This window comes from Erwinia sp. PME.40.26/001, from assembly GCF_055556675.1.
In genome coordinates, this window is the sequence record NZ_JBVHNP010000001.1 from 83,253 (window position 1) to 105,583 (window position 22,331).

Below are 22,331 nucleotides of genomic sequence, written 5' to 3' on the forward strand. Positions count from 1 at the left end.
AAACTTATCCAAAAATGGCCTGCAGATGCAGGCTGGCGTCGTCGAAGGTACTGCGCTCAAACATACCTTGCTGCAGAAACGCTTCCAGCTCGGGATACAGCTTGATGGCTTTATCCAACGTTGGATCGGTTCCCGCCGCATAGGCCCCCACGCTGACCAGATCGCGGTTACGCTGGTAGCTGGACAGTAGCTGCTTAAACTGGCGAACCCGCGCGTAGTGGGTATCATCGATCAGGTGCGCCATTACGCGGCTGATCGAGGCTTCAATATCAATGGCCGGATAGTGACCGGATTCCGCCAGACGGCGGGAAAGAACGATATGACCGTCCAGAATGGCGCGCGCGGAGTCAGCGATCGGATCCTGCTGGTCATCCCCTTCGGTCAGCACGGTATAGAAAGCGGTAATCGAGCCGCCGCCGTCGATACCGTTCCCGGCGCGCTCCACCAGTGCCGGCAGTTTGGCAAACACAGACGGTGGATAGCCTTTGGTCGCCGGAGGTTCACCGATAGCCAGCGCAATTTCACGCTGGGCCATGGCGTAACGGGTCAGGGAGTCCATAATCAGCAGGACATGCTGACCGCGATCGCGAAAATCTTCGGCAATACGTGTGGCGTAAGATGCTCCCTGCATACGTAATAAAGGAGAGACATCGGCCGGTGCGGCAATGACCACCGAACGGGCGCGTCCCTCTGTACCGAGAATATTCTCGATAAAGTCTTTTACTTCACGGCCACGCTCACCGATCAGGCCCACAACAATCACATCGGCTTTGGTGTAGCGGGCCATCATGCCCAGCAGCACACTTTTCCCGACCCCAGAGCCTGCAAACAGGCCCATGCGCTGGCCACGTCCGACGGTCAGCAGGGCATTGATTGCCCGCACACCGGTATCGAGAACGTCCGTAATAGGGGTACGCTGTAACGGGTTAAACGGTGGCGTATTCAGCGGCGCACGATAGCCGGTTTCCGGTGCAGGCAGGCCGTCCAGCGGACGTCCGCTGCCGTCCAGCACGCGTCCGAGCAGCTCCGGCCCTAGCATCATCTGCTTACCGCTGTTCTGCTTATCGCCTGCAATTCGCGCATAGACGCGGGCACCGGGCAGGATCCCTTCGACCTCTTCCAGCGGCATCAGCAGCAGTTTCTGGCCGTTAAAACCGACTACTTCACTTTCGACTTCACTGACGCCCTGGCTGTCGTGACGTTCAATGACGCAGGTGGCACCCAGCGGCAGCTGTAAGCCCGTGGCTTCCAGTACCAGGCCGGTAGCGCGGATCAGGCGACCATAACGACGGACGTCCGGCACCTGAGCCAGACGCTTTTCGAAATTGTCGAGTACACCAAGCCAGCGCGACAGGCGAGTGGTCATTACAATTCTCCCGGTGCGGCCAGGCGGCACAGTTCGTGCCAGCGGGTTGCAATACTGGCATCCAGATCGCCATCCTCGGCGCTGACCTTGCAGCCGCCGGGATGGATGGTGCTGTCACCCAGCAGACGCCAGCCGTGCAGACTGAGCGTGGCGCCCAGCGTGGTTTCCACGCGCGGCAGATCGTCGGGATGGACGCGCAGCGTTGGTTTGCCGCTGAACATGGGCTCCTGCTGCAGCATGCCCTGAATCTGACGGTGCAGGGCGGTACCATCGACGTGCGGGGCCTGGCCGATCACCTGGCGGGCCGCCTCCAGTGCCAGCTGCATCAGGCGGGAAGCGATAACGCTGTCCAGCGCTTCCAGCGTGTGATGAAATTCTGAAACGAGCTGCTGCATCCGCGCCTGTAAAGGCGCCTGCTGCTGCTGGGCATCAGCCAGTCCCTGCTGGAATCCGGCGTCGTAGCCGGCCTTCTGGCCTTCAGCAAAACCGCGCTGCTGGCCTTCCGCATAGCCCAGACCCTGGGCTTCATTGCGCACCTGGGCCTGAAGCTGTTCTAACTGAAACTGCTGCTCATCAACCGGCTCTTCCGTGACGTCGGGTAACACCAGCTCTTCGATCAGCGGCCGGTCCAGGCTCGCCAGATCGTTGGGCTGCCAGCGCTGCCAGGGCAGGGAAGCGTTATCAGACATAAGTTTCCTCGCTGCCACCAATCACCATCTCGCCACTTTCGGCCAGACGACGGACAATCAACAGAATCGCTTTCTGTTCGTTTTCGACTGCAGACATACGCATCGGACCACGGTTGGCGAGGTCGTCGCGCAGAATATCGGCCGCACGCTGCGACATATTGCGCAGGAACTTCTCGCGCAGAGGCTGTTCGGAGCCTTTCAGTGCCACCAGCAGTGATTCGGATTCCACTTCCTGCAACAGGCGCTGAATGCTGCGATCGTCCACTTCGACAAGGTTTTCGAACAGGAACATTTCGTCGATGATTTTTTGTGCCAGCTCGCCGTCGAACTCGCGAACCGCTTCGATAACCGCTTCTTCCTGCTGTGTTTTCATCAGGTTGATAATCTCGGCTGCGGTACGTACACCGCCCATCTTCGCACGCTTGAGATTCTGACCATCCAGCAGGCCGTTGAGCACTTCGGTCAGTTCTGCCAGCGCGGCTGGCTGTACGCCGCCGAAGGTGGCAATACGCAGCATCACGTCGTGACGCAGACGCTCGTCGAACTGGGCCAGAATATCGGCCGCCTGGCCACGCTTGAGGTGAACCAGGATGGTGGCGATGATCTGTGGATGTTCGTCGCGGATCAGGTCGGCAGCCGCCTGAGGTTCCATAAAGTTAAGCGTGTCCATCCCGGAGGTGGTTTCGCGCGTTTCGAGAATATCTTCCAGCAGGGTGGAGGCTTTCTCTTCGCCCAGCGCCTTGATCAGCACGGAACGCAGGTAGTCATTGGAATTCAGGCTCAGGGCCGCATACTGTTCCGCATCAATTTCAAATTCGCGCAGCACGTCGGTCAGCTGCTTATGAGACACCTGACGCATGTTGGAGATGGCAGAGCTGAGATGCTGCACCTCGCGGGAGTCGAGGTGTTTGAACACCTCGGCCGCGCGATCTTCGCCAATCGTCATCATCAGAATGGCGCTTTTTTCAGTACCGGTGAGACTCATAGTTCGTCCTTCATCCACTGGCGAATAACCAGAGCGACAACGCGTGGGTCATTTTCTGACATCTCACGAATACGCTGGCTCATGACCTCAGCACTCATGCGGTGCTGAGATTTACGTTCCTGATCAAGTTCATCTTTCGACAGCTTGACGGAGATACCGGACTCTTCATCTTCAGCGCGACGTGCCGCAGCCACCGATGCCGCTTCAAGCGCTGCTTTCTCCTGCTCAGCCCGGCGACGCAGCTGAGGGCGAACCAGTTTGCGATACAGGATGAAGGCGACAATCAGCACCAGTAACCAGCGGCCCGCTTCAAACATCTGTTCGATAAATGCCGGCTGTTTCCAGAATGGCAGGTCATCAGCCAGGTCTTCGTTGGCGGTAAACGGCGAGTTGACGACGTTCAGGCTGTCTCCACGCTGTTCTGAGAAGCCCATCGCTTCACGGGTCAGGTCTTCAATCTGTTTAATCTGTGCTTCATTCAGTGCCACCGGCTTGCCGGCGGCATCCGTACGGTAGTTCACGACTACGGCCACCGACAGACGCTGCACTTCTCCAACATTCATCTTGGTATGCAGGATGGTGCGGTTAACTTCATAGTTCGTGGTGTTGTCGCTGCGGGTATTGGACGGTACGGCTTTCTGTGCCGTCGACGTCGCGGCATTCGCCGCAGCGTTATTTGCTGTATTCGCGCCCGCCGCGCCATTTGCATTATTTGCGTTGGCAGTGTTCGCATTGTTATTTGGCGTGGTAATCGGACCTGCATTCGCCGGAGCCGGCTGGTTTGACAGGGCACCCGGAACGCCGCCAGGGTATTGACCACCCAGTTGTTCGCTGTCGCTGGTCTGGCGTGAGCGAATGGCCTGCTGGTCAGGATTGCTGTTGGGTTTGTACTGCTCGTCCGTCTGCTCACGCTTGTTAAAGTCGATCTGCGCGGTGACCTGGGCATGAACGTTACCGTTACCAACAATCGGGCCGAGGATGGTTTCGATACGCTGCTGATAACGTGTTTCCACATCGTTGGCGTATTTTAACTGGGTGTCATTGAGGTCACGCCCGGTTGGATCGTTCTGAGTCAGCAGGCGACCGGCCTGGTCAACGACGGTCACATTACCCGGGGGCATCCCCGCGACGCTGCTGGACACCATATGCACAACCGCGTTGATCTGGCCTTCATCAAGCGCACGACCCGGCTGCAGGGCCAGGGTTACGGAGGCAGAAGGTGATTTCTGTTCGCGCACGAACAGCGTGGGTTTCGGCATGGCCAGGTGGACGCGGGCACTCTTCACCGGGCCGAGCGTTTCGATAGTGCGTGACAGTTCACCTTCCAGCGCACGCTGGTAGTTAATCTGTTCGCTAAACTGGCTGATACCAAACTTCTCTTTATCCAGCAGCTCAAAGCCCACCGCGCCACCTTTCGGTAAGCCCTGTGAAGCGAGGCGCAGACGCAGCTCGTGTACCTGTGCGGCAGGAACTAACAGCGCACCACCCTGATCGTCGAACTTATAAGGTACGTTCATCTGGGTCAGCTGCGTGACGATAGTACCGCCATCCTCATTGCTGAGGTTGCTAAAAAGAACGCGATAATCTGGCTGCTTAGCCCACAGCACCATCGCAATGATGATGGCAACAACCGCGGCCGCCGCGACAATAATCGGGATGCGGGGGTTTGCGCGTAGGCGAGCGAACAGGTCATTCAGACCTTTCTTCTCTGGATTATCCTGCGTGACAGTTGCATTCATGACTCGTTCCTGCCTGACAGTTGACCGGACTGCTGCGTGTAGTGTCGTAACAAAACTGACTCCCTGATGCGCTGGCTTAAAAAATTTCCACCTCAATGGACTGCCATTATTTTCTGAAACGAGAAAATCGATGGCTGGATAAGCTGTGATTTATGCGGCTATTTAGGGGCTTTGTCTTATTGACATTGTGTTAAGTTTGTCAGCAATCGTAATCACTACATCGTTCGTTCGGGGGAATTCATGGCTATTCAGGGTATTGAAAGTGTGATGCAGGCGCTGCAGACCACGGCAATGCAGGCGGCGGGTGGCAAGGGCGCAGACAGTACGTCCGGCGCAGATTTTGGGGCAGAGCTGAAAGCAGCCCTGAACAAGATCAGTGAAGTACAGACGGAATCACGTGCGCAGGCACAAAATTTCCAGATGGGTAAAGAGGGCGTCTCGCTGAATGACGTTATGGTTGATATGCAGAAGTCCAGCGTCTCCATGCAGATGGGGATCCAGGTGCGTAACAAGCTGGTCAGTGCGTACAGCGACATCATGAATATGCAGGTTTAGGTTAGGCAACTAACTGTATTTTATAGGTTAAGTTACTATCCTGTGTGGCTTTGGGGCATCAGTGGGGCAAACTCGTTCAATTTCGAGTTCATCAGGCTTAATTGCGCATCATCATTTTCGGCCATCCACGCCCCATAAACCTGATAGACCATCTGTGCGTCGGCATGACCCATCTGGCTTGCTATGAAGTTTGGATTTGCTCCAGCTGACAGGGACCAGCACGCATAAGTGTGTCGGGACTGGTACGCTTTGCGCAATCTCAATCCTGCTTTGATCATGCCTGCCCGCCATGTCTGAGAAATAGATGATACTGCGTAGTAATCATTACTGACGTTATTAATGGCGTTTATTTTCGGATTGAAGATGAAAGTTAACTCTTCGCTTTCCGCTTTCCCGTATTCGCGCCCGGAAACCTGGACTAAAATTGACTTCTTCATCCTGGTGAGTTCCATCTGATCCCGAATGACATTTCTAGCTGCCTCAATCAGATACACGCTTCGGAATCCTGCATCAGTTTTGGGCGGTGTAAAGTCACCTTTCTTTGTAAGATTTCTGCTTACATTGAGAGTCCATTTCTTCAGATCGATATCTTCCCACGCCAGAGCGCATAGCTCACCGTGACGCAGGCCTGTGTAGACTGCCAGTGACCAGAAATTACGAAGCTGCCGCGTTTTCATTGAGTCAATGAGGCGATGAAATTCATCTCTTTCTATCGGGTCTGGCCTCTTCTTGTCTCTCTTCAGCCTGCCAATAGCAGCCATAGGGTTTCGCTCAATATATCCGTTATCATGGGCGAATTTCAGCATTGAGAACATATCAGTCATGCACGTGTTTACGTACGCCACAGACCTCCCAGTCTTAGTGACGGCGTTATTCCTTCCCTGCGTAAAGCTTCCTTTCAGAAGGCATGTTCGGAGTGCCTGCATGCTCTCCGAACGTAACCCAGAAACCATCTTATTCTCACCAAGCAAAGAAATAGACGTTTTTACCCTTGTTGTGTAGGAGTCGTGGGAGTTCTTCGAGATCTCAGTTTCCTTTATTGCAAGCCACTTCGCCGCCAATTCCCCCACGGTCAACTCCTCCCGCGCAACACCGAATTTGGTCAGGTTTGATGAGTCTGGAAACTGCCTGGCGTAATCAAATGTGCCAACTTTAATCGAATACGCCACACTCGCCCGAAGCTCTCCCGCCGCCTTCCTGTTTTTAGCTGTGTCTGAAACCCCCAATCCTTCGCGTACCCTCTGCCCCTGATACATGAACCAGATACGCAAAAACCCTCCATGGTTTTCAACTCCTGTCGGATAATTCACCTTCATTTAAACCTCCATAGTCCAATAAGGGCAGTCAGGTTATGCTGTTTTCCTCGGCAAAGCACCAGGCTGTTTTTTTGCCTGCTGGCCGATCCACAAATCAATCGCCTTTCTGTTGTACATGCACTCACTGTTTGGTTTTGGCTCACCCACAGGTGAGAAGAGCAGATACTCCCGCCCCTGAAGCCAGGCGTTTTCACGCGCGCGCTTTATGGTCCCGGGCCGTAACCCGGTAGTAGCGATCAGCAAATCTTCAGTGACCCAGTCACTCGGAACGAGCTGGATTACGTTTTCCATGTTGTTACCTCAGTAGATAGATGGGGGGTTACTTAGATTTGAGCTCTTCTTTTTCTGCACGAGTGGCCGGCCGGGCACACCCCATAGCTGAACGAATCATGACAGGTTCATTTTTCCTAAACTTTTCCACTCCTGATTCGAAAAACTTTTGTCGCGGGTTTCCATTCCATGAAGCGACAATGTGGTTGTCGTGAACTTCGAAAATCTCCACTTTATACACAGAGTGGGTAATCAATGTTGTGTTGCCCATGCGATGTCGTTGCACGTCGTAGACGACCATTCCTGGCTTTAAAGATGTTAATTTCACTGCTTTATCTCCTTGTCCACCACGCGCACGTAGTAAGCCAGCCAGTCTCTAGGCCGGAACTTACCAGGCGGCAGGGCGGTTATTTGTTTAGTGAATTTATCTAACAGAAGGGTAGTGATGCGGTCTTTCTCAGATATCGGTTGGCCGGCAGTTGCTTTGATGATTTCAGCCCGGCAATTTTTCGCCACTGACCGTAGTGCATTTTCCTGTGCTGGCGACATTCTGCCTCTCCATACAATCAGACCACACCTGCCGCGCCAGAACGCAGCGAGGAATACTCCAGATAACGCAGCGCGTGCCCGTCACTCCGGCGTATGTGATTTCTTCGCTCATGTAAGCTTCGAATGATTTTTCTGATTCAGTCATGCAACCCTCCGCTGCTGAATGGCCCGCTACCACTTCTCGTCATCTTCGCGACACTCAGCACAGCAGTAGCTTGTGCCGGGCTGAGATGGCTCGCCACAATCTGCGTTACGACATACCGGCGATGGCGGCTCCCGTGACTTACGATTAGCCAGTGCCACTTCAATCAGCTGCTGCTCTCGGGCTGCTGCTTCGTCAATTGGATCCGCAAAATTCATGCTGCCACCTCGCTAAATGCTTTCTCACACTGCAGCGCGAGGCGTTCAATATGCTGCTGCATGGCTTGGATGCTCTGTACGTCTGACTGCTTAACGTCATGCGTGATGAGCGCCCGGATTAACTGGTCGATTTTAGAGAAGTAGCCAAGACGCACCTTTGTCTGCTGGCCTGCGGTATCACCACGGGTTACTGTGCGCAGCTCAGAAAGGATGAAGTCATGGGCGTTACCTTCGATGATAAAACGTTCGTCAATTGTGATTTTCATGTGGATTTCTCCGTTGTCCAGGCGTAAAAAAAGCCGCATTAGCGACTGTGGTTTTTGTGGGCTGGATTACTGTTCGGGTGGTGGCGCATTAGCAACAACTCGCCGCATCTTTCTCGCGCACTTCAGGCGCAATTTACAGGCAGCAATCTCTATTTTCTTTGCCGTCATACCAACTTGTCGGCAAATCAATAATGCTGGAAGCGCTACTAATAGCGCATACATTCCGCGGCTCACTGCTCACCTCCCGGCGCTGGCGCTGCTGCAAGCATTGCGCTCCATATTCTCTTGCGGTTTTCGTGGTGCGAGCATTCCTGACCATTGTGATGTTTGCTACATCCATCAGCGGAAAGCATGCTCCATGTCGGAATAACAGGAACCAGCTTCCAGCCCGCAGGCGTGAAATAGTGAGTGATGACTGTCGCTTCCGATCCGGGTTTAGCCGGGTCAAAGGTTACATCCGGCACGCTGGCCGCTGGAGGCGTGAGGTATACACCCAACCACTGCCCATCAAATTTATCGATGTAATCGCCGTTAAACATCTCGCCAAAAGTGCCGTTTTTAACATTTCTCAGCCCCTCGTCGTCAGTAAATGCAACAGGCTTCGCATCCAGTACCGCCAGCGCGATCTGAGCCAACAACTCCTGTTCTACTACTGTGACGCGGCAATCCTCGTCGTCAATCAACGCATCCAGCCGATCCCGCCCGCCGATTTGGTCGATAATTTCTTTAATATTCATGCCCACCACCATTCGATTACAAAATGACCTAACCAGATCGACCGCCTCGCCCCGTCGCACCAAAAAGAGAAATATTTCCACTTTGATTTTTTCTGCCACGACATAGCCAGCCAATAACCTCCATTCCTACCAGGTATGCGCACTTTCATGGCTTCACCTCGTAGGGGATGTTTGCCGCGTCGAGTGCTGCTTTTATTTTGTTAGCGTCAAAGATATCAGGGCAGCCGTCTTCGTAAAGTAGGGTTCTTACCCTCGGCAACACAACAGGCTTCTGCGGCTGTGCGCCTAGTGCCAGAGCATCATCCCGGAATCGAATTAGCTGTTCGACAGCATGCGGCCAAAGACCGTGCGTGTATTTGTCGATGTCAGGCAACACTGCAGGCGGCGCGGCGGTGTAGAGCGGAATGACTTCAGGGTCTAGCGCAGCATTAGGAACCCATTCAATTTTACCGCTGTCCTGCCTGACATAATTCCCGCCGCGACCATAAGCCCTGGCTTTTTCATAAGAGCTGAACAGACAGTTATCGTTTATTTCCTTCTCCGGCTCCCCCTGCATTTTTTTAAACCTGAGTGCATAAAGAACAGGCTCACCCGCAGCAGCATCGCGCCGTGCGATCTCCTCCTCCGCATCCCATGCCAGGTGCTTACATAGCTGTTTTAAGTCCCTTGATGCCGACAACCGCCCATTCATAACGGCCAGACTCTCCCGCAGCTCGTCGCGCTCACGCTCTGCGGCCTCTAGGCACTCAAAAAATATTTGCAGTTCGTCAGCGCCAATAAACACAGGCTTGTGCATAGCTTGTGCTCGTTGCACAAGCGACTTAATCTGATTTAATCGATGCTGTGTTTTCATGGCTGATCTCCTGACCGGGTGCGGGCGGCGAAATCTGTGCAGTAGTGATGCAAGTCGATCGTGGTTTCAATTCCATTATCAATATCAGAAATCGAATCTCTTAGTGCCTCAACAGCCTGCGCCCGAATCTCGCGGATAGCGGCGTCGGTGGCAGTGGTTGTCACATTTGGGCGATACTCAGTATCAGGAGTCTGCATCCATCCAACTACCCAATCCTTTGTGTAGTACGTTCCATCATTGGTGCGGTAATCGTGCGAATATTCCTCCGGCAATGCCTTCAGAGCTGCATACTGACCGTTTTTTAACTTGGCAATAAACCACTCGCTTGCATAAAAGCCATATGGAGGACGACCCTCTTGCAGGGTGCACACTGACGAATTTATTAGCGCAGAATTCTCAGCAGCCAGCGCCCGCACCTGCTCCTGAAGCTCGGCGACGATTGCGTAGTGGCCTTCATCGCGAACGAACAATCCGCCCTTTATGCCAAAATCAAGAAGTCCATCTTCAATTTTATAACGCTTAATCTCTGTCATATCTCTCTCCCGCCGACCGCAGTCAGTCAGTTAAATCAGATGATGTAATCCACAGTCCAGCTTTAATCAGCCTGGCCCGACGCGCAGCCGCTTCTATGCACTCCTGGCGCTTATCTTCACCACGGTCACGCAGTGATTTGATGCTGACTAAGATGGTTTTATTCGTTGATGCTTTAGCAGTGATGCGCCGGGGCTTACGAACAAGCGTATATACGCGGTCGCGATATCCGGTTTCTTCATCGATATACCATTCACCAGCCGATATCTCTGCCGTGGCACTGACGAGATGGCGCTCTGCATTGAGCTGTCGGTGAATACTGCGCAGTGATAGCTTCGTTGCCATGTGCAGTTGGCGTCCTGTCATCGGGCCTTTACTGAGAAGCCAGACAGCCTTTTCCTTCAGACCGTGATTGGGGCCGCCGCGACCACGGCGGTACATTGCGACTTTCTTCATGATTAATCCTGCCTGACTGCGCCGCCGAAACCATGATGCGGCTTGTGATAGTCGAGATAAGCCGTATCCATGGCATACACGATGATTTCCGGGCGCTGGGGGAAAAATGCCGCCTGCTCTGCGTAGCGCCGGGTAATCAGGCTGGCTGTGCGCTGAGCTGCAGATAGGGTGTTGATGCGAGGGTGTTTCTCTCCAGCTTTCAGGGCCATCCACGCTCTCCCTGAGTCCCACGCTATGCTTTCCATCTGACGTTCCATGTCAGTCATCCGGGATGCTTTGTGGCGGTATGATGCCCGCCGATATTCCGGCAGGCGTGCGCAATGCTCCTGTTGTTCAGGAGTGAGTTCTCTCATTTGGATTCCTGCCGGGGTAGGGGTTAGGCGGCTTGCTCTAATTCAGCCTTGCGGATGTCGTAAACATCCTTGGCCTGCGCCTGCTGTTCGGTACCGCGCAGTGTTCGCCACGCTTCTTCAAATGCAGGCTTTAGCTCTTCAACTGAATGGGCGGATGACGCAAGGGTCGTGAAATGCTTCAGTGCTTCTTCGTGGGGATTCACACCTGACTCCAGCCAGTCGAGTAGTTTCTTGCCAGTTTCCTCCGACAGGATTACCGGGTCCGCATTGGAGAACAGCTTTGTACGGTCTTTAGTGGCGTTGGCGTGATGAGATTCATGCACAAGGTCCAGAACGGTAGTGAACTCATATTCAACGCCATCGCGCTGTTCTGACTTCATGCCGAGTTTTGCCACCTTTTTTCGGCCGTTCTCTTCCACCTGCGCCGTTTCCGTTTTGCTTCTCATGGTGGCGATCACATGCATGTTTGTGCGCAGGATGGCATCAAGGAACAGGCGGTGGCGCGGGTTAATTTCACTCCATGCTGACCACGAATTGCCACGAAACTTAGCTTTTGCGATGGTGTCGACAAGCTCCAGGCACCCACCAACACCCCCCCACTCATGAGTAATGCTGTCGATAACGATGCAGTCATAACCAGCCTGTTCAGCTGCGTTGATGGCTTCAATAAATCGCTCGGGGCTGAATGGTGGCTCCAGCTCCAACACGTCGAAATCAGCAATATCAGAGTAGAGTGATGCGCTTCCTTTCTCGGTATCAACTACTGCAATCTTCCCGCCAATTCCTTTGGCAATGAGCAGGGCGCTGTATGTTTTCCCTGACCCGCTCGGCCCGGTAAGTGCCAGCCGTAGCTTGGCTTTCTTTCTCATGGCTTTTTCAAATTTCATGGTTGCCTCTTAGTTGAAGTTGCCTGAAAATTCATTCCAGGTGATTTCCTGCTGCTCCGTGCGGTAGTCGGCTATAGCTTCTTGCTGTGCCAGTAAGTCGTTCATGATTGGCTCAACGATTGGAGCCATCATTGCGATAAAGAATTCGTCTGCTGCTTCATGCTGCATGGTGTTGCTCCTGCACTGTGTAGCCCTGAGAGGCCAGATAATCGAAGATGTCGCGGATATCCATATCCATCAGAACCTCTTTGGCGATCACATCCTTAATAACCACACCCTCAGCTGTGACCTGTAATTCCCCGGGACGCGCTCCGCTGCCGGTAGTGAAGTAATCGCACGTGAATTTGATGTTCATTTAGCTGCCCTCCGAAGAATATTCATTGCCGCCGCCCACTTATCCGCATTGCTGTACATGACAGCTTCACGGGATAGCTCCTGTGCCTTGCTGAAGTAACGTGATTTCATGGATTCCCCGGCTGGCTGAGTGTGTCGATTAATGAGCGCCAGCCAGTGCGGAGGCGGTTAGTGATGATTTCTAAAAGTGATTCGGAGCGGCCAGCAACAGGCCACCCGGCAATCGCATAAGCTGGTTGCATGGTCGGTTCCTTAATGGGTTATTCGCATGACGATGCTCACTCGATATGAATGATCGTTGGCTTGCGGGCATAAAAAAGGCCCGAGGGTTAGCTCAGGCCAAACGGCTATGCAATTTCCTTTAACGCCCTTGCCTTGACGACTAAAGCGCGGTTGATGCGGAGTGCATCGTCATGCCCTACTGCGACAGGGCATTGCGGTGTCACTCGTGGATGATCTTTCCAAACATTTTCAAATGGACTTTATTCAGCGCCTCGTCAGCTTCAAATGACATGCCGAAAGCATCCTGCATAGCAAATGACCTTTCCTCTTGGCTCAGAAGATTTCCGCTGCGCACGATCCACCAGTTGATTACGCGCTCATGTTCCTTAATGCCTCCGCTACATCCCTGTAAGGCGATACTTAATTCCTGACTAATATCCATCCTCTTCTCCTCAGTTACTCGCCGCGTGCAAGCAGCATGGCGTCAGCCATCATATAAGCGTCGAGCGCTACGCCATCTCTCCAGCCATCACGGAACCCTTCGACCTCCGCGTGATTGAGATATTGTGCAAAGCACAACCCCAGCGCCAGCCCTGCGAAATGGTCACGCAGCGTCTGACCGGGATGGTAGCTTCTACCATCCACATCTACCGGAAACGCTGGCCCACCTGTTTCTTTGCTCATTGTGATTCCCCCAGTGCTTTGGCGATGGCAGCACGTGCAAAATCCCACTCCGAGTGCTCGCCGTGCTTATCGTATGCGTGAAGTGCGTCCTGAAGCGCCTCAAGAAGTTCAGGGGAGGCGGCGATAAGGTTGGCATTCTCAGCTACAGTTGATGGAGACCACAGATAACCATCGCCAGTTTTCGCTTCTGCCATTGCAACCATCGAACCACCCATGTCAATAACCCGGATATCTCCGGAAATCGTTTCACTTCCTACCCGCCACGGTCCCGGCGTGCCTTTAAACTCTTTCATCCAACCCTCCACTTATCCCACTGCACTTTGTTCAGGTTCACAGTCAGCTTATTATCAGCACGCTCACCGTTGTCTTTTAACTTGTCAGCCCGCCATGAGTAGCCGCAGGCCAGTGCTGTGATGCGCCACTTACCATCCTTTCTCTCGACTATCATGGTGTGCTCCGGGCATAAAAAAGGCTGCGGGTTAGGCGGCCTGTTGTTTGTTACGAAGCCATATGCAATAAGGCCCGTCTTCCGTATCGTGAATGGATCCTATGAACCAGCCATCGCCGTCCGGCCGGGTTGGCTTCCACTCTGAGATGTCGCCATCGAGCTGACCATTGCCATATTTTTCTGCTACTTCATCAGCTTGCTCATCACACTCAAGCGCCAGCGCGTGATACATCAGATTGTGCTGTTCAAGCCACGCATCGAATTCGCCTGGTGCGCCGTATTCATTGCCGTTGGCAGGCTCAAAATATTCGGGATGCGTCCAGAATCCGTTTTCATCACGTTCCGCTTCAATCTGTTTCATCTCTCACTCCTGCGGCAGTGCCGCTGTTATCGAACCATCCGGAATTTCCGGACAGTTGCCTGTTATAAGTTAGGCTCACGCGGCTTGTAGTTGAATACATGCCAGTTATCACGAAGCTCAATAGCGTTGTAGTTATCTCGCCGCTCTGCAAACCCCAATTCAACGGCCAGAGCATGCAGCTCATGGCGTCGCTTTATGAGGTCCATCCCAATCCAGTCCTTATCACTAAGCTTCTGCATGCGATTAAAGTCTGCTTTCATTTCTCGCAGATGCTTTATCATTCTGTCCAACCTTTCGATGTCCGACATGTTCACCTCAAATCAGTGGAATACTGTGCCCGCGCATCTTCTGGCGGGCGTTAATATGCTGACCGTAAGGATTTTTCACCTTGCGGTACTGCGAATTCTCGCGAGTCACGAACTCGACTTCTTTCACATCACGAACACTCGGCCCGTTGATAGCTCTTGCAACCTTCAGGCTGCTGCAACCAGATGCGATTACAGCGATCTTTCGCATCAGTCGAATATCTGCTTCACGTTCAATCGCGGAGGCTCTCAGGCGCTCTCTGCGGCGTTGCTTTGCGTTCATTTGAACCTCCGTTAGGGGTAGATGATTTTGGTTGAGTGGTGGCCGGTACTGATTTCCGGCATGACTATCAGCAACCTAGTTGACACCGGGGTTTCACCGGGGCGAAGGGTTCGGTTACTGTTTGCTGGGCTATCACTGGACTTTAGGGCCGCTTACTCAACATTTTTTGCGTCCAGTCAGGCACGATACCCATCAGGTCTTACACTTACGCATCAGGCTGCGCATTCACCACTCACCAAAACCATCTCTGGTCTGGTCACGCTTTGTCAGCGTGCATCTGATTGTTAAAGAGCGAACTGCCTTGTTGTGTTGCTTCAGCGTCCTGCTGATGAATCTAATTTAAGACAACTTAAATTTATCGTCAAGCATAAAATAAAGAAAACTTAAATTTAAAGTTGGCAGGATGCCCAGCAAGCTGATGCTTGATAGGATTGATACTCAACCAAAGGAGGATGTATGGACATGGAAAAGGCACACGATGCCGTGGTAATGAAGATTGGCGAGGCGGTGAATCAGGTTATCGACGAGGGCGGGGCGGTTACGAACGAATCTGTGATAGAGATGTTGAGGGTGCTATCGAGTGGCGGTGAGCCGGATGTGGCTGTGGAGTTCGCGCTGGACTTACTGCGTCTGCGGGCATAAAAAAGCCCAGCTTTTATGGCTGGGCTCTTTGCAGATTTAAGCTGCTTTTGGCATGGATTCTGCCAGATACTGCTCTTTGCGTGCTCTCATTTCTGCAACAATACCATTGATTCTACTTGCAATGGCTAGCATCTCATTGATTTTTTCTGACTTGGACATTGTGTAACCTCCGTTAGAGTGATGTCTTTAAAGACCATCTTTTGAGCTCTTAAGGATTTTTGCACCTTCAGAGCACAAATCTGGATTCTTTTCTCGTATGTTGTTAATAAGAACCTGAGCAAACAGAATTGTCTGCTGCAGCTTCAGTTCACCATCTGCTATCGCGTAAAGCCTTGCTAGCTCTTTGTCGAGATCATCTAAGGAAGGATTGCTGATCTCATGCAGAGCATCAATACCCACTTCCTCAAGGCTTGAGGTCACAAAGTCAATTAATGCGACCACTGCAATCTTCACGCTGTAAATTTGTTTTTCATCAGCCGAAGCCTCAGCTGAAGGTGCTCGCTTGAGAGACTTCAAGAAATTATTCATTTCATCTGGGGACAATTATTGTACTCCTTAAATGGCGTCGATCAACACGATTTACAATCTGTGCTGTCGCTTTTTTTAAAAAAACGGCACTAATTGCTAAACGGGCGGTTGACCATCCATGCCAGAAGTACCTGTGAATCTTTTCACTATATATTCATACAATCGGCAAACTTAAAAGAAACTTTAGGATGAATTTTTTTGTTCCTGTAAATCAGTATAGCTCTTACTGCAAGTAAGGATATAGCCATCAATCGATTTCAGAAATAGCCCTAAGTTCTGGAGTGCACCAAACGTATCACGAATGCATCTCTGCGACCTCACCCGAACGTCTCTTCCGGACTCTGGCCTAGCGCCTGTGGTTCTTCCTGCTAATCCGATGCTCTATCATCGTTCCGATGATGTTCAGCTTGCCTGCATCTGATCGCAGCGTGGGAAAATCATCATTGAGCGGAACCAACTCGTACACATCGTTACCGTGCATATCAACGCCCGTGGGACGGTACTTCTTGAAGACAGTTTCATTCTTCACGTCATCGCGAGCTACCACAAAATCACCTGGCACAGGGTAAACATCCGGATCGACGATGATGCGATCACCGGCATTGAACTTAGGCGCCATAGAGTCGCCTTCAATCACAAGAGCAAAAGCGCTGTCTGAGCAATCGTCATCCATTAACAAATAACTCATCCCGCCGTCGTACCCTCTGATTTCCTGACTCTCTGTCCATAGACCCGCCTGCACATAGCTCAGCAGGGGGATTCGTTTGCTGCCCATTGCAGAAGCGGAAACGTTAGAAGCTTCCTCCTCACCTGTCGAAATAAAATTCGCCGTCACACCCATAGCTTTAGCAAGGGCCAGAAGGTTATCACCTCTCGGCGCAGTTTCGTCTTTTTCCCACTGGGAAATGGAAACGTGGGATACCCCGACTTTTGAAGCCAGGTCTTTCTGCGTAAGCCGCAGATCTTTTCTTCGCGCACGTATGCGCTCGCCAACCGATGTGTTTTTCATAATTAAGATATCTTAAATCGTGTTGACTTAAGTTTCCTTTAGTTGGATAATTTAAGAGTTCTTTAATTTCGGAGCGAGTCTATGAAAAAGAAACATGTTATTGACCACTTCGGAACCCAGCGAGCAGTGGCACGTGCATTAGGCATTAGTGACGCAGCCGTATCTCAGTGGAAGGAGATTATCCCTGAGAAAGACGCCTACCGATTGGAAATCGTCACAGCTGGCGCCCTGAAGTACCAAGAGAAGTCTTACCGAGTAGCAGCATAAGCAGCACCGCTCTTTATCAATCTGACCGCCCGCCGACAACGCAGGCACTAACAATGTGGCACCCCACGGTGTTCACACGTAACTAACTTACTAATCAACAAGGACAAGTATTAACGATGGAACACGCAAACGAACGCAAATCAGGAAGTATTGCATTCATCGGGCGTCATCTGCTGGCATCCGCGCACCAAGCTTTAACCAACACACGTCAGTCAGTGGTCGCAAAGCTGCTTCATGTGGCTGATTCGACCGTACTGCGCCGCACAGAAAAATACCCAGAGATTATGGAGACTCTAGCCGCCTGCGGTGTAGAGGATTTTGTGATGTCTGGAGAGAAGAAGATTCCGCTGGAGCACTACCGGCATTTGATCTGGATACAGCTTGAATACTCACGGCTGCAACTGGAAATGACAAAAGAAAAGCCGCAAGAGAGCACGAACTCTTTTGCGGCCTGATATCGAAATCTCAGCAATTTCAATGAGGCAATTATACATGAGAAAGCACGTAAGTAGCCAGGTTGGCACTCACAAAAACATCTCTCGTTTGCAGTTCCTCAAGTCTCTCCATCCGTCAGTAGCTGAAAAGCTGAAGTGGATACTGGAAGACTGCCGGAAAAAGGAGAAGAGCAAATGAGTAACGTTAGGAAACTATCCGATTACAGGCCTTCTCTGGAGGTCGTGGAGCGTAAAGTGGCGCAGCTTGAAGATGGCTTCTTGCGCCTTGCGAACGAGCTTCTCGATGCGACGATGTGCTCTGGATTGCCAGAGACTGAGCTCTGCGTCGTAATGGCCGTCTGGCGTAAAACGTATGGCTTCAGTAAGAAAATGGACTGGATTAGCAATGAGCAGCTGGAGGGGATGATCGGCAAGCACCTGACTCATTGCTCAACTGCTAAAACTAGTCTTGTCAGGAAGAAAGTCCTGATTCAGGAAGGGCGTAAAGTTGGTATGAACACCAACATTTCTGAGTGGGAAACAAAGAATAACGGATTCTGCAAAACATTAGCTAAACCTGCTAAGAAAACCTTAGCAGAAGTTGCTAACGGACATAAGCAGAAGTTGCTAACCACAAAAGACAATATACAAAAGACAAAAGACAATACCCCCATACCCCCAGAGGGGGCAGTCATTCAGCAGGAAGAAAAAATTAAAAGAACCACGGCCAAAAATCAGAATTTCGACAGAGAGAGATTTAAGCAAACCTGGAACTGCAAAGCCGAGAAGTTCGGTCTGCCTAAAATTACCAGTATCGCAGCCACTACCGAGAAGGGTATCGCTCGACTCTACAAATCTCACTTGAAGCACTGCAAAGAAACAAAGCGCCAGCCGCGCGACATCGACACGTTCATCAACGGCTACATCGAGCACGGTTACATGCCGAGCCGATGGGCTATGGGTGATAACCCGGAGGGTAAGCGCTATGGAATCGACACCGCGCTGACTCAGAAGAAAATCGACGAGATCATCAGCCAGGAGCCATGAGATGAATTCCTATGAATTTGAGGAGCAGCTGGTCGGGGCGATGATGTTCAAGGGTGACCACATTGACTGCCGGGATATCATTGGCAAGCTCCCTGCTGAGGCCTTTGAGAACCATCACCTGCGAAGCATGTACGAAGTCATCGGCGCGTTGATTAACAAAGCCGAGCCTGTTGACCCCTTCAGCATTCAGTCTGGCGTTGGCGAAGAGACTCGCAACATGGTTCTGGCTCTCTCAATGCGGTGCAAGTCTTCAGCGAATATCAAGGCGTGGGCAAAGCGTGTTCGTCAGTGCTGGATGGTTCGCAAAGGAGTATCTGACCTGATGCAGGCTGTCGATACGCTACGCAGTGCAGGCGTCCACGATATCAATGACCGGATATCAGATGTGACGGGCATAATTTCCCGACTGCAGTTCGAAACTAACGACAGGTTACCGCGGCGAATCGGTGACCTTATGGACGATTACATGGAAGTCCTGGAGAAGCGCATGAAGGGTTCGGAGTCTGGTCTTTACCTGAAGACCGGTATTGATCCGATGGATGCGGAATACGGAGGTTTCGACCGAACCGACCTGATTATTCTTGCCGGCCGGCCGGGAATGGGAAAGACGGAGCTGATGATAAACATCGCAAACTCCATTGGCCGGCAGAAGGGAAAGGGTCTGATTATCTCAATGGAGATGTCAGATATGCAGGTCGTAGAGCGTCACGTTGCAGACCGGGCCGGTTTATCTATCGGAACGCTTCGCAACCCTCTGGATATGATTCAGGAGCACTACACGCGACTTACCACGGCCACTGGAACGCTGATAGATGAAAACAACTACGTTCTTGATGGCTCATTCACCGTAGATGAAATCATCGCCAATGCCGAGCGCATGAACCTGGATGATGACGGACTCAGCTTTCTTGGAATCGACTACCTGCAGCTTATCCCCAAGCCAAAGGCCGAAAGACCTGACCTGGCAATTGCAGAAATAACGCGAAAGCTAAAACAGTTCTGCCTGCGCAACAAAGTCCCTGTAATCCTCCTTTCACAACTTAACCGCGGCGTCGAATCTCGCTCTGAGAAGCGCCCGACCATGGGTGACTTGCGCGAATCCGGGGCAATTGAACAGGATGCCGACGTGATTATGTTCCCATACCGGGACGAGGTTTATCACGAGAACAGTGACATGAAGGGCATCGCTGAAATCATTATCGGAAAGTACCGCTCTGGTCAGCCTAAGACATTTTACATGGGCTGGAAGAACGGACACTTCGTCAATATCGATCAGGAAGAAGCCGGCCGGCGCTATGCCGATAATCAGAAACAGGCAGCGCCAGCTAATGACTGGAGAGGATGAAATCATGACAGAACATCGACTACCACAGGAAGTAATTCACACCCTCATGGCTGATCCAGCGTTTAGATTTTGCCTGGACGGGTGCATGGAAGAACCTGAATTTATTTCTAACTTCTGCCGACTGTACGAGGTCGATTTTCCACGCCAGCCTCGTAATGGCCTGGAGGCAATGGTTGACGAGGCTACAGGCTACCGAAAAAACACATTCGATAATTTCTTCACGGCATTCATCCCGTTCGTGCATCGGGTTGTTTATCTGCCGCTGAAATCACAGTTTGAGGCCGGGCAGCCGGCCAGAGGGGGTAAGTGATGGGAAATCTGAACGAATTTAGCAACGAAATGGCTTCGATAGTCGTCCGTTACTACAAAATGAATCCAGAGGCGCATGCAGTTGTTTCCCGGTGGGCCGACTGGGCTGATCTTTGGTCACATGGATTTAGGCTACCTAATGCTGGAGAAGCTTTCCAGGAGTGGCTTGTTTCTGCCGGGGAGGCATCCTGATGGACTACATAAAAGTTTGCGTTAATTTATTTAGGCGAGGTTGATGATATTATTATGACAAAATCACACTCTCCTTTTCAGGTGTTAGCCATGTTTCACAGGATTTTAGATGCAATTTTAGGGTTTAACAAACCTCAATACCAAAGGCGTTACAGTCAGGAATGGGATGCCGTTCTCAGCCTAATAATGGATGAGGGTGAGTTTATTGAGGTGACAAACCACTGCGCTAAATTCCGCTTCAACGATCAGGACTACTCTATATGGGCGAGTAATTACCCATACAGCTTCGGTCACGCCTACGTTATCAATGGAGAATCAGTGCCTCACACCCTTCAATACAGGCCCAAAGACTCAACAATGAAGAGGCTGAAGGCAATTATTGAACATATCGATAAAATTGAAGATGAGAGAGCTCACAACAGGATGAAAAGGTACATTTATGGAAAAGATTGATTCTGTAGGTTCATCTGGAAAAAACAAGGGCTGCTAATTTTAGTAGCCCTTTTTATTTGGCGCTGGGCGGGGAGGGGAGAGTGATGACCGACTACACAAAAATGGATCAGCTGATTATTGAAAAAATTAAACGGGGAGCCAATACCTTCTCAAAAATTGATGGAGGCAGTGTCTATGACGAAGCAAAGCAAATCGCTATGGCGTCCGACCGTGAGTCATTCCGTGTCATCGACGGTCGCCTGCAGGCGCTGAGGAAGAAAGGCCTGATCATCTTCGACTACAAGCGGCAGTGGAGCGTCGTATGACAGCAGAAATTATCCCAATTAAGCAACCCGACCATCTAAACGAAATCCACAGCGCACTGTTGTTGCTGAAGCTATTCAACATGGAAGGCGGCCACAGCCAGCAAGTAATCGATGAAGTGATTACAAAAGGCCAAATCCACGCAGAGAAATTGCGGGTGCAACTGAACCGGAGGTAAGCATGCAGTTCGACCTGGTTAAACACCCGGGCGGCGTATTCTCTCCAGTGAACGACAGTGACATCGAACGACTCCACCGCTTCAAAAATGGCGAAACCTACTGCGCCGACATCAAGCTCTCTCGCAACCCCCAATTTCACCGCAAGGTAATGGCCTTCTTCGGATTCTGCTTCGAGCACTGGTGTGCCGACCTGGCCGGGATGGGCAATGCCGACGAACACACCCAGCGCACCCGATTCAGGAAAGACCTGACGATACTGGCAGGATTCTACGAGATGGTTGTGAACATTCGCGGCGAGGTGAGGGCAGAGGCAAAGAGCCTGGCGTATTCGAATATGGATCAGGAGGAGTTTGAACGCTGCTATTCATCACTGATAAACGCCGCCATCAAACACGTATTCGCCGGAACGCGTGACCAAAACATTATCAATCAGCTTCGGAGCTACTTCTGAGGAGTAATCATGAGCAAAATGCAGATAGCAATCATCGACCTGTTATCAACTGGCAGATGTATGACATCGAATGAGATAGCCGAAGAAGCAGGGCTTCCGAAGCCTTACGTTCGCGTAACGCTGGCAACAATGACCCGGGACGGTCTGATTATCAAAAAGGACAGCCCGGACAACAATAAAACCGTGCTCTACAAAAAGACAGATAAGCAATCTGGGTTCGGCGTCAGCCGGGTGATATCAGAATTCGACAGTTGCCTTAAGGCGGTGCGCCAATGATTGCAGACATCCAGACAATCCCGGAGATGCTGATAAAGACGCGCGGGAATCAGACCGAAGTCGCCAGGATGCTCAAGGCCAGCCGGGGAACCATCAGGAAATACGTCAATGACAGGAAGGCGCAACGCCACGCCATCGTTAACGGAACGCTGATGATATTCCGGGGAGAGTTGGGCATCTGGAAGCGGAGGGATGAATGAAAAGCACATGGTTCACTCATTACCCCGTCGACACCATCACCGCAAACGAACTCATCGCAAGATACTCCGCCCGCAAAATCAAAGCGCATAAGACTTTAGCCGTAGACCCTCGTCTCTGGCTCGTCTC

The 22,331-nt window shown here is 51.7% G+C and carries 42 protein-coding genes; 13 read left to right on the top strand and 29 right to left on the bottom strand.

What is annotated here, in order from left to right; all coding sequences use genetic code 11:
• Positions 1 to 4: 4 nt before the first annotated feature.
• The 4 genes from fliI to fliF are packed head-to-tail and all read right to left on the bottom strand — an operon-like array spanning position 5 to position 4,779.
• Positions 5 to 1,366, bottom strand: a complete 1,362-nt coding sequence (gene fliI / locus ACZ3HG_RS00460) for a flagellar protein export ATPase FliI (protein ID WP_062743695.1) — start codon at positions 1,364 to 1,366, stop codon at positions 5 to 7.
• Positions 1,366 to 2,055 (bottom strand): flagellar assembly protein FliH, encoded by a 690-nt coding sequence (fliH, locus tag ACZ3HG_RS00465; RefSeq protein WP_191933150.1) that lies wholly within the window; start codon positions 2,053 to 2,055, stop codon positions 1,366 to 1,368. The genes fliI and fliH overlap by 1 nt, the downstream gene beginning before the upstream one ends.
• Entirely contained in the window at positions 2,048 to 3,040 is a 993-nt protein-coding gene (fliG, locus tag ACZ3HG_RS00470) for a flagellar motor switch protein FliG (RefSeq protein WP_062743693.1), read from the bottom strand. The genes fliH and fliG overlap by 8 nt, the downstream gene beginning before the upstream one ends.
• Positions 3,037 to 4,779, bottom strand: coding sequence for a flagellar basal-body MS-ring/collar protein FliF (gene fliF / locus ACZ3HG_RS00475; protein ID WP_191933149.1), 1,743 nt, complete (start codon positions 4,777 to 4,779; stop codon positions 3,037 to 3,039). The genes fliG and fliF overlap by 4 nt, the downstream gene beginning before the upstream one ends.
• Positions 4,780 to 5,019: 240 nt before the next feature.
• Between fliF and fliE the strand changes: the two genes are divergently transcribed.
• Complete coding sequence (fliE, locus tag ACZ3HG_RS00480; protein WP_191933148.1) at positions 5,020 to 5,334, top strand: flagellar hook-basal body complex protein FliE; 315 nt, start codon at positions 5,020 to 5,022, stop codon at positions 5,332 to 5,334.
• Between the two features lie 35 nt (positions 5,335 to 5,369).
• Here fliE and ACZ3HG_RS00485 read toward each other — a convergent pair whose 3' ends face one another.
• The 22 genes from ACZ3HG_RS00485 to ACZ3HG_RS00590 form a co-directional block, all read right to left on the bottom strand.
• A complete protein-coding gene (locus ACZ3HG_RS00485) occupies positions 5,370 to 6,650 on the bottom strand; it encodes a tyrosine-type recombinase/integrase (protein ID WP_465331309.1) in 1,281 nt (426 codons plus the stop codon).
• Positions 6,651 to 6,683: 33 nt separating this feature from the next.
• Positions 6,684 to 6,941 carry an excisionase family protein gene (xisR, locus tag ACZ3HG_RS00490; RefSeq protein ID WP_048918575.1) on the bottom strand — a complete coding sequence of 86 codons (258 nt, stop codon included), beginning with the start codon at positions 6,939 to 6,941 and terminating at the stop codon, positions 6,684 to 6,686.
• Between the two features lie 28 nt (positions 6,942 to 6,969).
• The gene (locus tag ACZ3HG_RS00495) at positions 6,970 to 7,248 is read right to left on the bottom strand and encodes a hypothetical protein (protein WP_465331311.1); all 279 of its coding nucleotides are present in this window, start codon (positions 7,246 to 7,248) and stop codon (positions 6,970 to 6,972) included.
• On the bottom strand, positions 7,245 to 7,469 hold the full coding sequence (locus tag ACZ3HG_RS00500) for a hypothetical protein (RefSeq protein WP_465331313.1): 225 nt from the start codon (positions 7,467 to 7,469) through the stop codon (positions 7,245 to 7,247). The genes ACZ3HG_RS00495 and ACZ3HG_RS00500 overlap by 4 nt, the downstream gene beginning before the upstream one ends.
• Positions 7,470 to 7,640: 171 nt before the next feature.
• Positions 7,641 to 7,829 carry a hypothetical protein gene (locus ACZ3HG_RS00505; protein WP_465331315.1) on the bottom strand — a complete coding sequence of 63 codons (189 nt, stop codon included), beginning with the start codon at positions 7,827 to 7,829 and terminating at the stop codon, positions 7,641 to 7,643.
• On the bottom strand, positions 7,826 to 8,095 hold the full coding sequence (locus ACZ3HG_RS00510; RefSeq protein WP_465331317.1) for a DUF5405 family protein: 270 nt from the start codon (positions 8,093 to 8,095) through the stop codon (positions 7,826 to 7,828). Before ACZ3HG_RS00510 ends, ACZ3HG_RS00505 begins: the two co-directional genes overlap by 4 nt.
• A 230-nt stretch (positions 8,096 to 8,325) precedes the next feature.
• Complete coding sequence (locus ACZ3HG_RS00515) at positions 8,326 to 8,946, bottom strand: hypothetical protein (protein WP_465331319.1); 621 nt, start codon at positions 8,944 to 8,946, stop codon at positions 8,326 to 8,328.
• A gap of 31 nt (positions 8,947 to 8,977) precedes the next feature.
• Positions 8,978 to 9,685, bottom strand: a complete 708-nt coding sequence (locus tag ACZ3HG_RS00520) for a hypothetical protein (protein ID WP_465331321.1) — start codon at positions 9,683 to 9,685, stop codon at positions 8,978 to 8,980.
• Complete coding sequence (locus ACZ3HG_RS00525; RefSeq protein WP_465331323.1) at positions 9,682 to 10,218, bottom strand: hypothetical protein; 537 nt, start codon at positions 10,216 to 10,218, stop codon at positions 9,682 to 9,684. Before ACZ3HG_RS00525 ends, ACZ3HG_RS00520 begins: the two co-directional genes overlap by 4 nt.
• 22 nt (positions 10,219 to 10,240) lie before the next feature.
• Positions 10,241 to 10,672, bottom strand: coding sequence for a hypothetical protein (locus ACZ3HG_RS00530; protein ID WP_465331325.1), 432 nt, complete (start codon positions 10,670 to 10,672; stop codon positions 10,241 to 10,243).
• A 2-nt stretch (positions 10,673 to 10,674) separates the two neighbouring features.
• Positions 10,675 to 11,025: a hypothetical protein gene (locus ACZ3HG_RS00535; RefSeq protein WP_465331327.1), complete on the bottom strand. Its 351-nt coding sequence runs from the start codon at positions 11,023 to 11,025 to the stop codon at positions 10,675 to 10,677.
• A gap of 23 nt (positions 11,026 to 11,048) precedes the next feature.
• Complete coding sequence (locus ACZ3HG_RS00540; protein ID WP_465331329.1) at positions 11,049 to 11,912, bottom strand: ATP-binding protein; 864 nt, start codon at positions 11,910 to 11,912, stop codon at positions 11,049 to 11,051.
• 9 nt (positions 11,913 to 11,921) lie between these two features.
• The gene (locus ACZ3HG_RS00545) at positions 11,922 to 12,080 is read right to left on the bottom strand and encodes a hypothetical protein (protein WP_465331331.1); all 159 of its coding nucleotides are present in this window, start codon (positions 12,078 to 12,080) and stop codon (positions 11,922 to 11,924) included.
• Positions 12,070 to 12,267, bottom strand: coding sequence for a hypothetical protein (locus ACZ3HG_RS00550; protein ID WP_465331333.1), 198 nt, complete (start codon positions 12,265 to 12,267; stop codon positions 12,070 to 12,072). The genes ACZ3HG_RS00545 and ACZ3HG_RS00550 overlap by 11 nt, the downstream gene beginning before the upstream one ends.
• Before the next feature lie 106 nt (positions 12,268 to 12,373).
• Positions 12,374 to 12,508 carry a protease FtsH-inhibitory lysogeny factor CIII gene (locus ACZ3HG_RS00555; RefSeq protein WP_465331335.1) on the bottom strand — a complete coding sequence of 45 codons (135 nt, stop codon included), beginning with the start codon at positions 12,506 to 12,508 and terminating at the stop codon, positions 12,374 to 12,376.
• A 200-nt stretch (positions 12,509 to 12,708) separates the two neighbouring features.
• Entirely contained in the window at positions 12,709 to 12,930 is a 222-nt protein-coding gene (locus ACZ3HG_RS00560) for a hypothetical protein (protein WP_465331337.1), read from the bottom strand.
• A 14-nt stretch (positions 12,931 to 12,944) separates the two neighbouring features.
• Positions 12,945 to 13,172, bottom strand: coding sequence for a hypothetical protein (locus ACZ3HG_RS00565; RefSeq protein ID WP_465331339.1), 228 nt, complete (start codon positions 13,170 to 13,172; stop codon positions 12,945 to 12,947).
• Complete coding sequence (locus tag ACZ3HG_RS00570) at positions 13,169 to 13,465, bottom strand: hypothetical protein (RefSeq protein WP_465331341.1); 297 nt, start codon at positions 13,463 to 13,465, stop codon at positions 13,169 to 13,171. Before ACZ3HG_RS00570 ends, ACZ3HG_RS00565 begins: the two co-directional genes overlap by 4 nt.
• Positions 13,462 to 13,620: a hypothetical protein gene (locus ACZ3HG_RS00575; RefSeq protein WP_465331343.1), complete on the bottom strand. Its 159-nt coding sequence runs from the start codon at positions 13,618 to 13,620 to the stop codon at positions 13,462 to 13,464. Before ACZ3HG_RS00575 ends, ACZ3HG_RS00570 begins: the two co-directional genes overlap by 4 nt.
• A gap of 31 nt (positions 13,621 to 13,651) precedes the next feature.
• Positions 13,652 to 13,981: a hypothetical protein gene (locus ACZ3HG_RS00580; protein ID WP_465331345.1), complete on the bottom strand. Its 330-nt coding sequence runs from the start codon at positions 13,979 to 13,981 to the stop codon at positions 13,652 to 13,654.
• A 62-nt stretch (positions 13,982 to 14,043) separates the two neighbouring features.
• Positions 14,044 to 14,262, bottom strand: a complete 219-nt coding sequence (locus ACZ3HG_RS00585) for a regulator (protein ID WP_465331347.1) — start codon at positions 14,260 to 14,262, stop codon at positions 14,044 to 14,046.
• 34 nt (positions 14,263 to 14,296) lie between these two features.
• Positions 14,297 to 14,569, bottom strand: coding sequence for a transcriptional antitermination N peptide (locus ACZ3HG_RS00590; protein WP_465331349.1), 273 nt, complete (start codon positions 14,567 to 14,569; stop codon positions 14,297 to 14,299).
• Positions 14,570 to 15,031: 462 nt separating this feature from the next.
• Between ACZ3HG_RS00590 and ACZ3HG_RS00595 the strand changes: the two genes are divergently transcribed.
• Positions 15,032 to 15,211 carry a hypothetical protein gene (locus ACZ3HG_RS00595; protein WP_465331351.1) on the top strand — a complete coding sequence of 60 codons (180 nt, stop codon included), beginning with the start codon at positions 15,032 to 15,034 and terminating at the stop codon, positions 15,209 to 15,211.
• A 36-nt stretch (positions 15,212 to 15,247) separates the two neighbouring features.
• Here the strand turns inward: ACZ3HG_RS00595 and ACZ3HG_RS00600 are convergent, their stop codons facing one another.
• The 3 genes from ACZ3HG_RS00600 to ACZ3HG_RS00610 form a co-directional block, all read right to left on the bottom strand.
• Positions 15,248 to 15,370 carry a hypothetical protein gene (locus ACZ3HG_RS00600; protein ID WP_465331353.1) on the bottom strand — a complete coding sequence of 41 codons (123 nt, stop codon included), beginning with the start codon at positions 15,368 to 15,370 and terminating at the stop codon, positions 15,248 to 15,250.
• A 27-nt stretch (positions 15,371 to 15,397) separates the two neighbouring features.
• Positions 15,398 to 15,754 carry a hypothetical protein gene (locus tag ACZ3HG_RS00605; protein ID WP_465331355.1) on the bottom strand — a complete coding sequence of 119 codons (357 nt, stop codon included), beginning with the start codon at positions 15,752 to 15,754 and terminating at the stop codon, positions 15,398 to 15,400.
• 331 nt (positions 15,755 to 16,085) lie between these two features.
• Entirely contained in the window at positions 16,086 to 16,748 is a 663-nt protein-coding gene (locus tag ACZ3HG_RS00610) for a LexA family protein (protein ID WP_465331357.1), read from the bottom strand.
• A gap of 81 nt (positions 16,749 to 16,829) precedes the next feature.
• On the opposite strand from ACZ3HG_RS00610, the gene ACZ3HG_RS00615 reads away from it, so the two are divergent.
• The 11 genes from ACZ3HG_RS00615 to ACZ3HG_RS00665 all read left to right on the top strand — a co-directional run bounded on the left by ACZ3HG_RS00615 (position 16,830) and on the right by ACZ3HG_RS00665 (position 22,204).
• Entirely contained in the window at positions 16,830 to 17,015 is a 186-nt protein-coding gene (locus ACZ3HG_RS00615; RefSeq protein WP_338636989.1) for a Cro/CI family transcriptional regulator, read from the top strand.
• Positions 17,016 to 17,131: 116 nt separating this feature from the next.
• Positions 17,132 to 17,470 carry a hypothetical protein gene (locus ACZ3HG_RS00620; protein ID WP_465331359.1) on the top strand — a complete coding sequence of 113 codons (339 nt, stop codon included), beginning with the start codon at positions 17,132 to 17,134 and terminating at the stop codon, positions 17,468 to 17,470.
• A gap of 174 nt (positions 17,471 to 17,644) precedes the next feature.
• Positions 17,645 to 18,496 (top strand): replication protein, encoded by an 852-nt coding sequence (locus tag ACZ3HG_RS00625; protein WP_465331361.1) that lies wholly within the window; start codon positions 17,645 to 17,647, stop codon positions 18,494 to 18,496.
• Between the two features lies 1 nt (position 18,497).
• Positions 18,498 to 19,841 (top strand): replicative DNA helicase, encoded by a 1,344-nt coding sequence (locus ACZ3HG_RS00630; RefSeq protein ID WP_465331363.1) that lies wholly within the window; start codon positions 18,498 to 18,500, stop codon positions 19,839 to 19,841.
• A gap of 85 nt (positions 19,842 to 19,926) precedes the next feature.
• The gene (locus ACZ3HG_RS00635) at positions 19,927 to 20,151 is read left to right on the top strand and encodes a hypothetical protein (protein WP_465331365.1); all 225 of its coding nucleotides are present in this window, start codon (positions 19,927 to 19,929) and stop codon (positions 20,149 to 20,151) included.
• Positions 20,152 to 20,396: 245 nt separating this feature from the next.
• Positions 20,397 to 20,795 (top strand): hypothetical protein, encoded by a 399-nt coding sequence (locus ACZ3HG_RS00640; protein WP_465331367.1) that lies wholly within the window; start codon positions 20,397 to 20,399, stop codon positions 20,793 to 20,795.
• An 83-nt stretch (positions 20,796 to 20,878) separates the two neighbouring features.
• The gene (locus ACZ3HG_RS00645) at positions 20,879 to 21,100 is read left to right on the top strand and encodes a hypothetical protein (RefSeq protein ID WP_465331369.1); all 222 of its coding nucleotides are present in this window, start codon (positions 20,879 to 20,881) and stop codon (positions 21,098 to 21,100) included.
• The gene (locus tag ACZ3HG_RS00650) at positions 21,097 to 21,276 is read left to right on the top strand and encodes a hypothetical protein (RefSeq protein WP_465331371.1); all 180 of its coding nucleotides are present in this window, start codon (positions 21,097 to 21,099) and stop codon (positions 21,274 to 21,276) included. Before ACZ3HG_RS00645 ends, ACZ3HG_RS00650 begins: the two co-directional genes overlap by 4 nt.
• Positions 21,277 to 21,278: 2 nt before the next feature.
• Complete coding sequence (locus ACZ3HG_RS00655; RefSeq protein ID WP_465331373.1) at positions 21,279 to 21,728, top strand: DUF1367 family protein; 450 nt, start codon at positions 21,279 to 21,281, stop codon at positions 21,726 to 21,728.
• Between the two features lie 9 nt (positions 21,729 to 21,737).
• Positions 21,738 to 22,004 carry a MarR family transcriptional regulator gene (locus ACZ3HG_RS00660; protein WP_465331375.1) on the top strand — a complete coding sequence of 89 codons (267 nt, stop codon included), beginning with the start codon at positions 21,738 to 21,740 and terminating at the stop codon, positions 22,002 to 22,004.
• A complete protein-coding gene (locus ACZ3HG_RS00665; protein WP_118663625.1) occupies positions 22,001 to 22,204 on the top strand; it encodes a protein ninH in 204 nt (67 codons plus the stop codon). Before ACZ3HG_RS00660 ends, ACZ3HG_RS00665 begins: the two co-directional genes overlap by 4 nt.
• Positions 22,205 to 22,331: the final 127 nt, after the last annotated feature.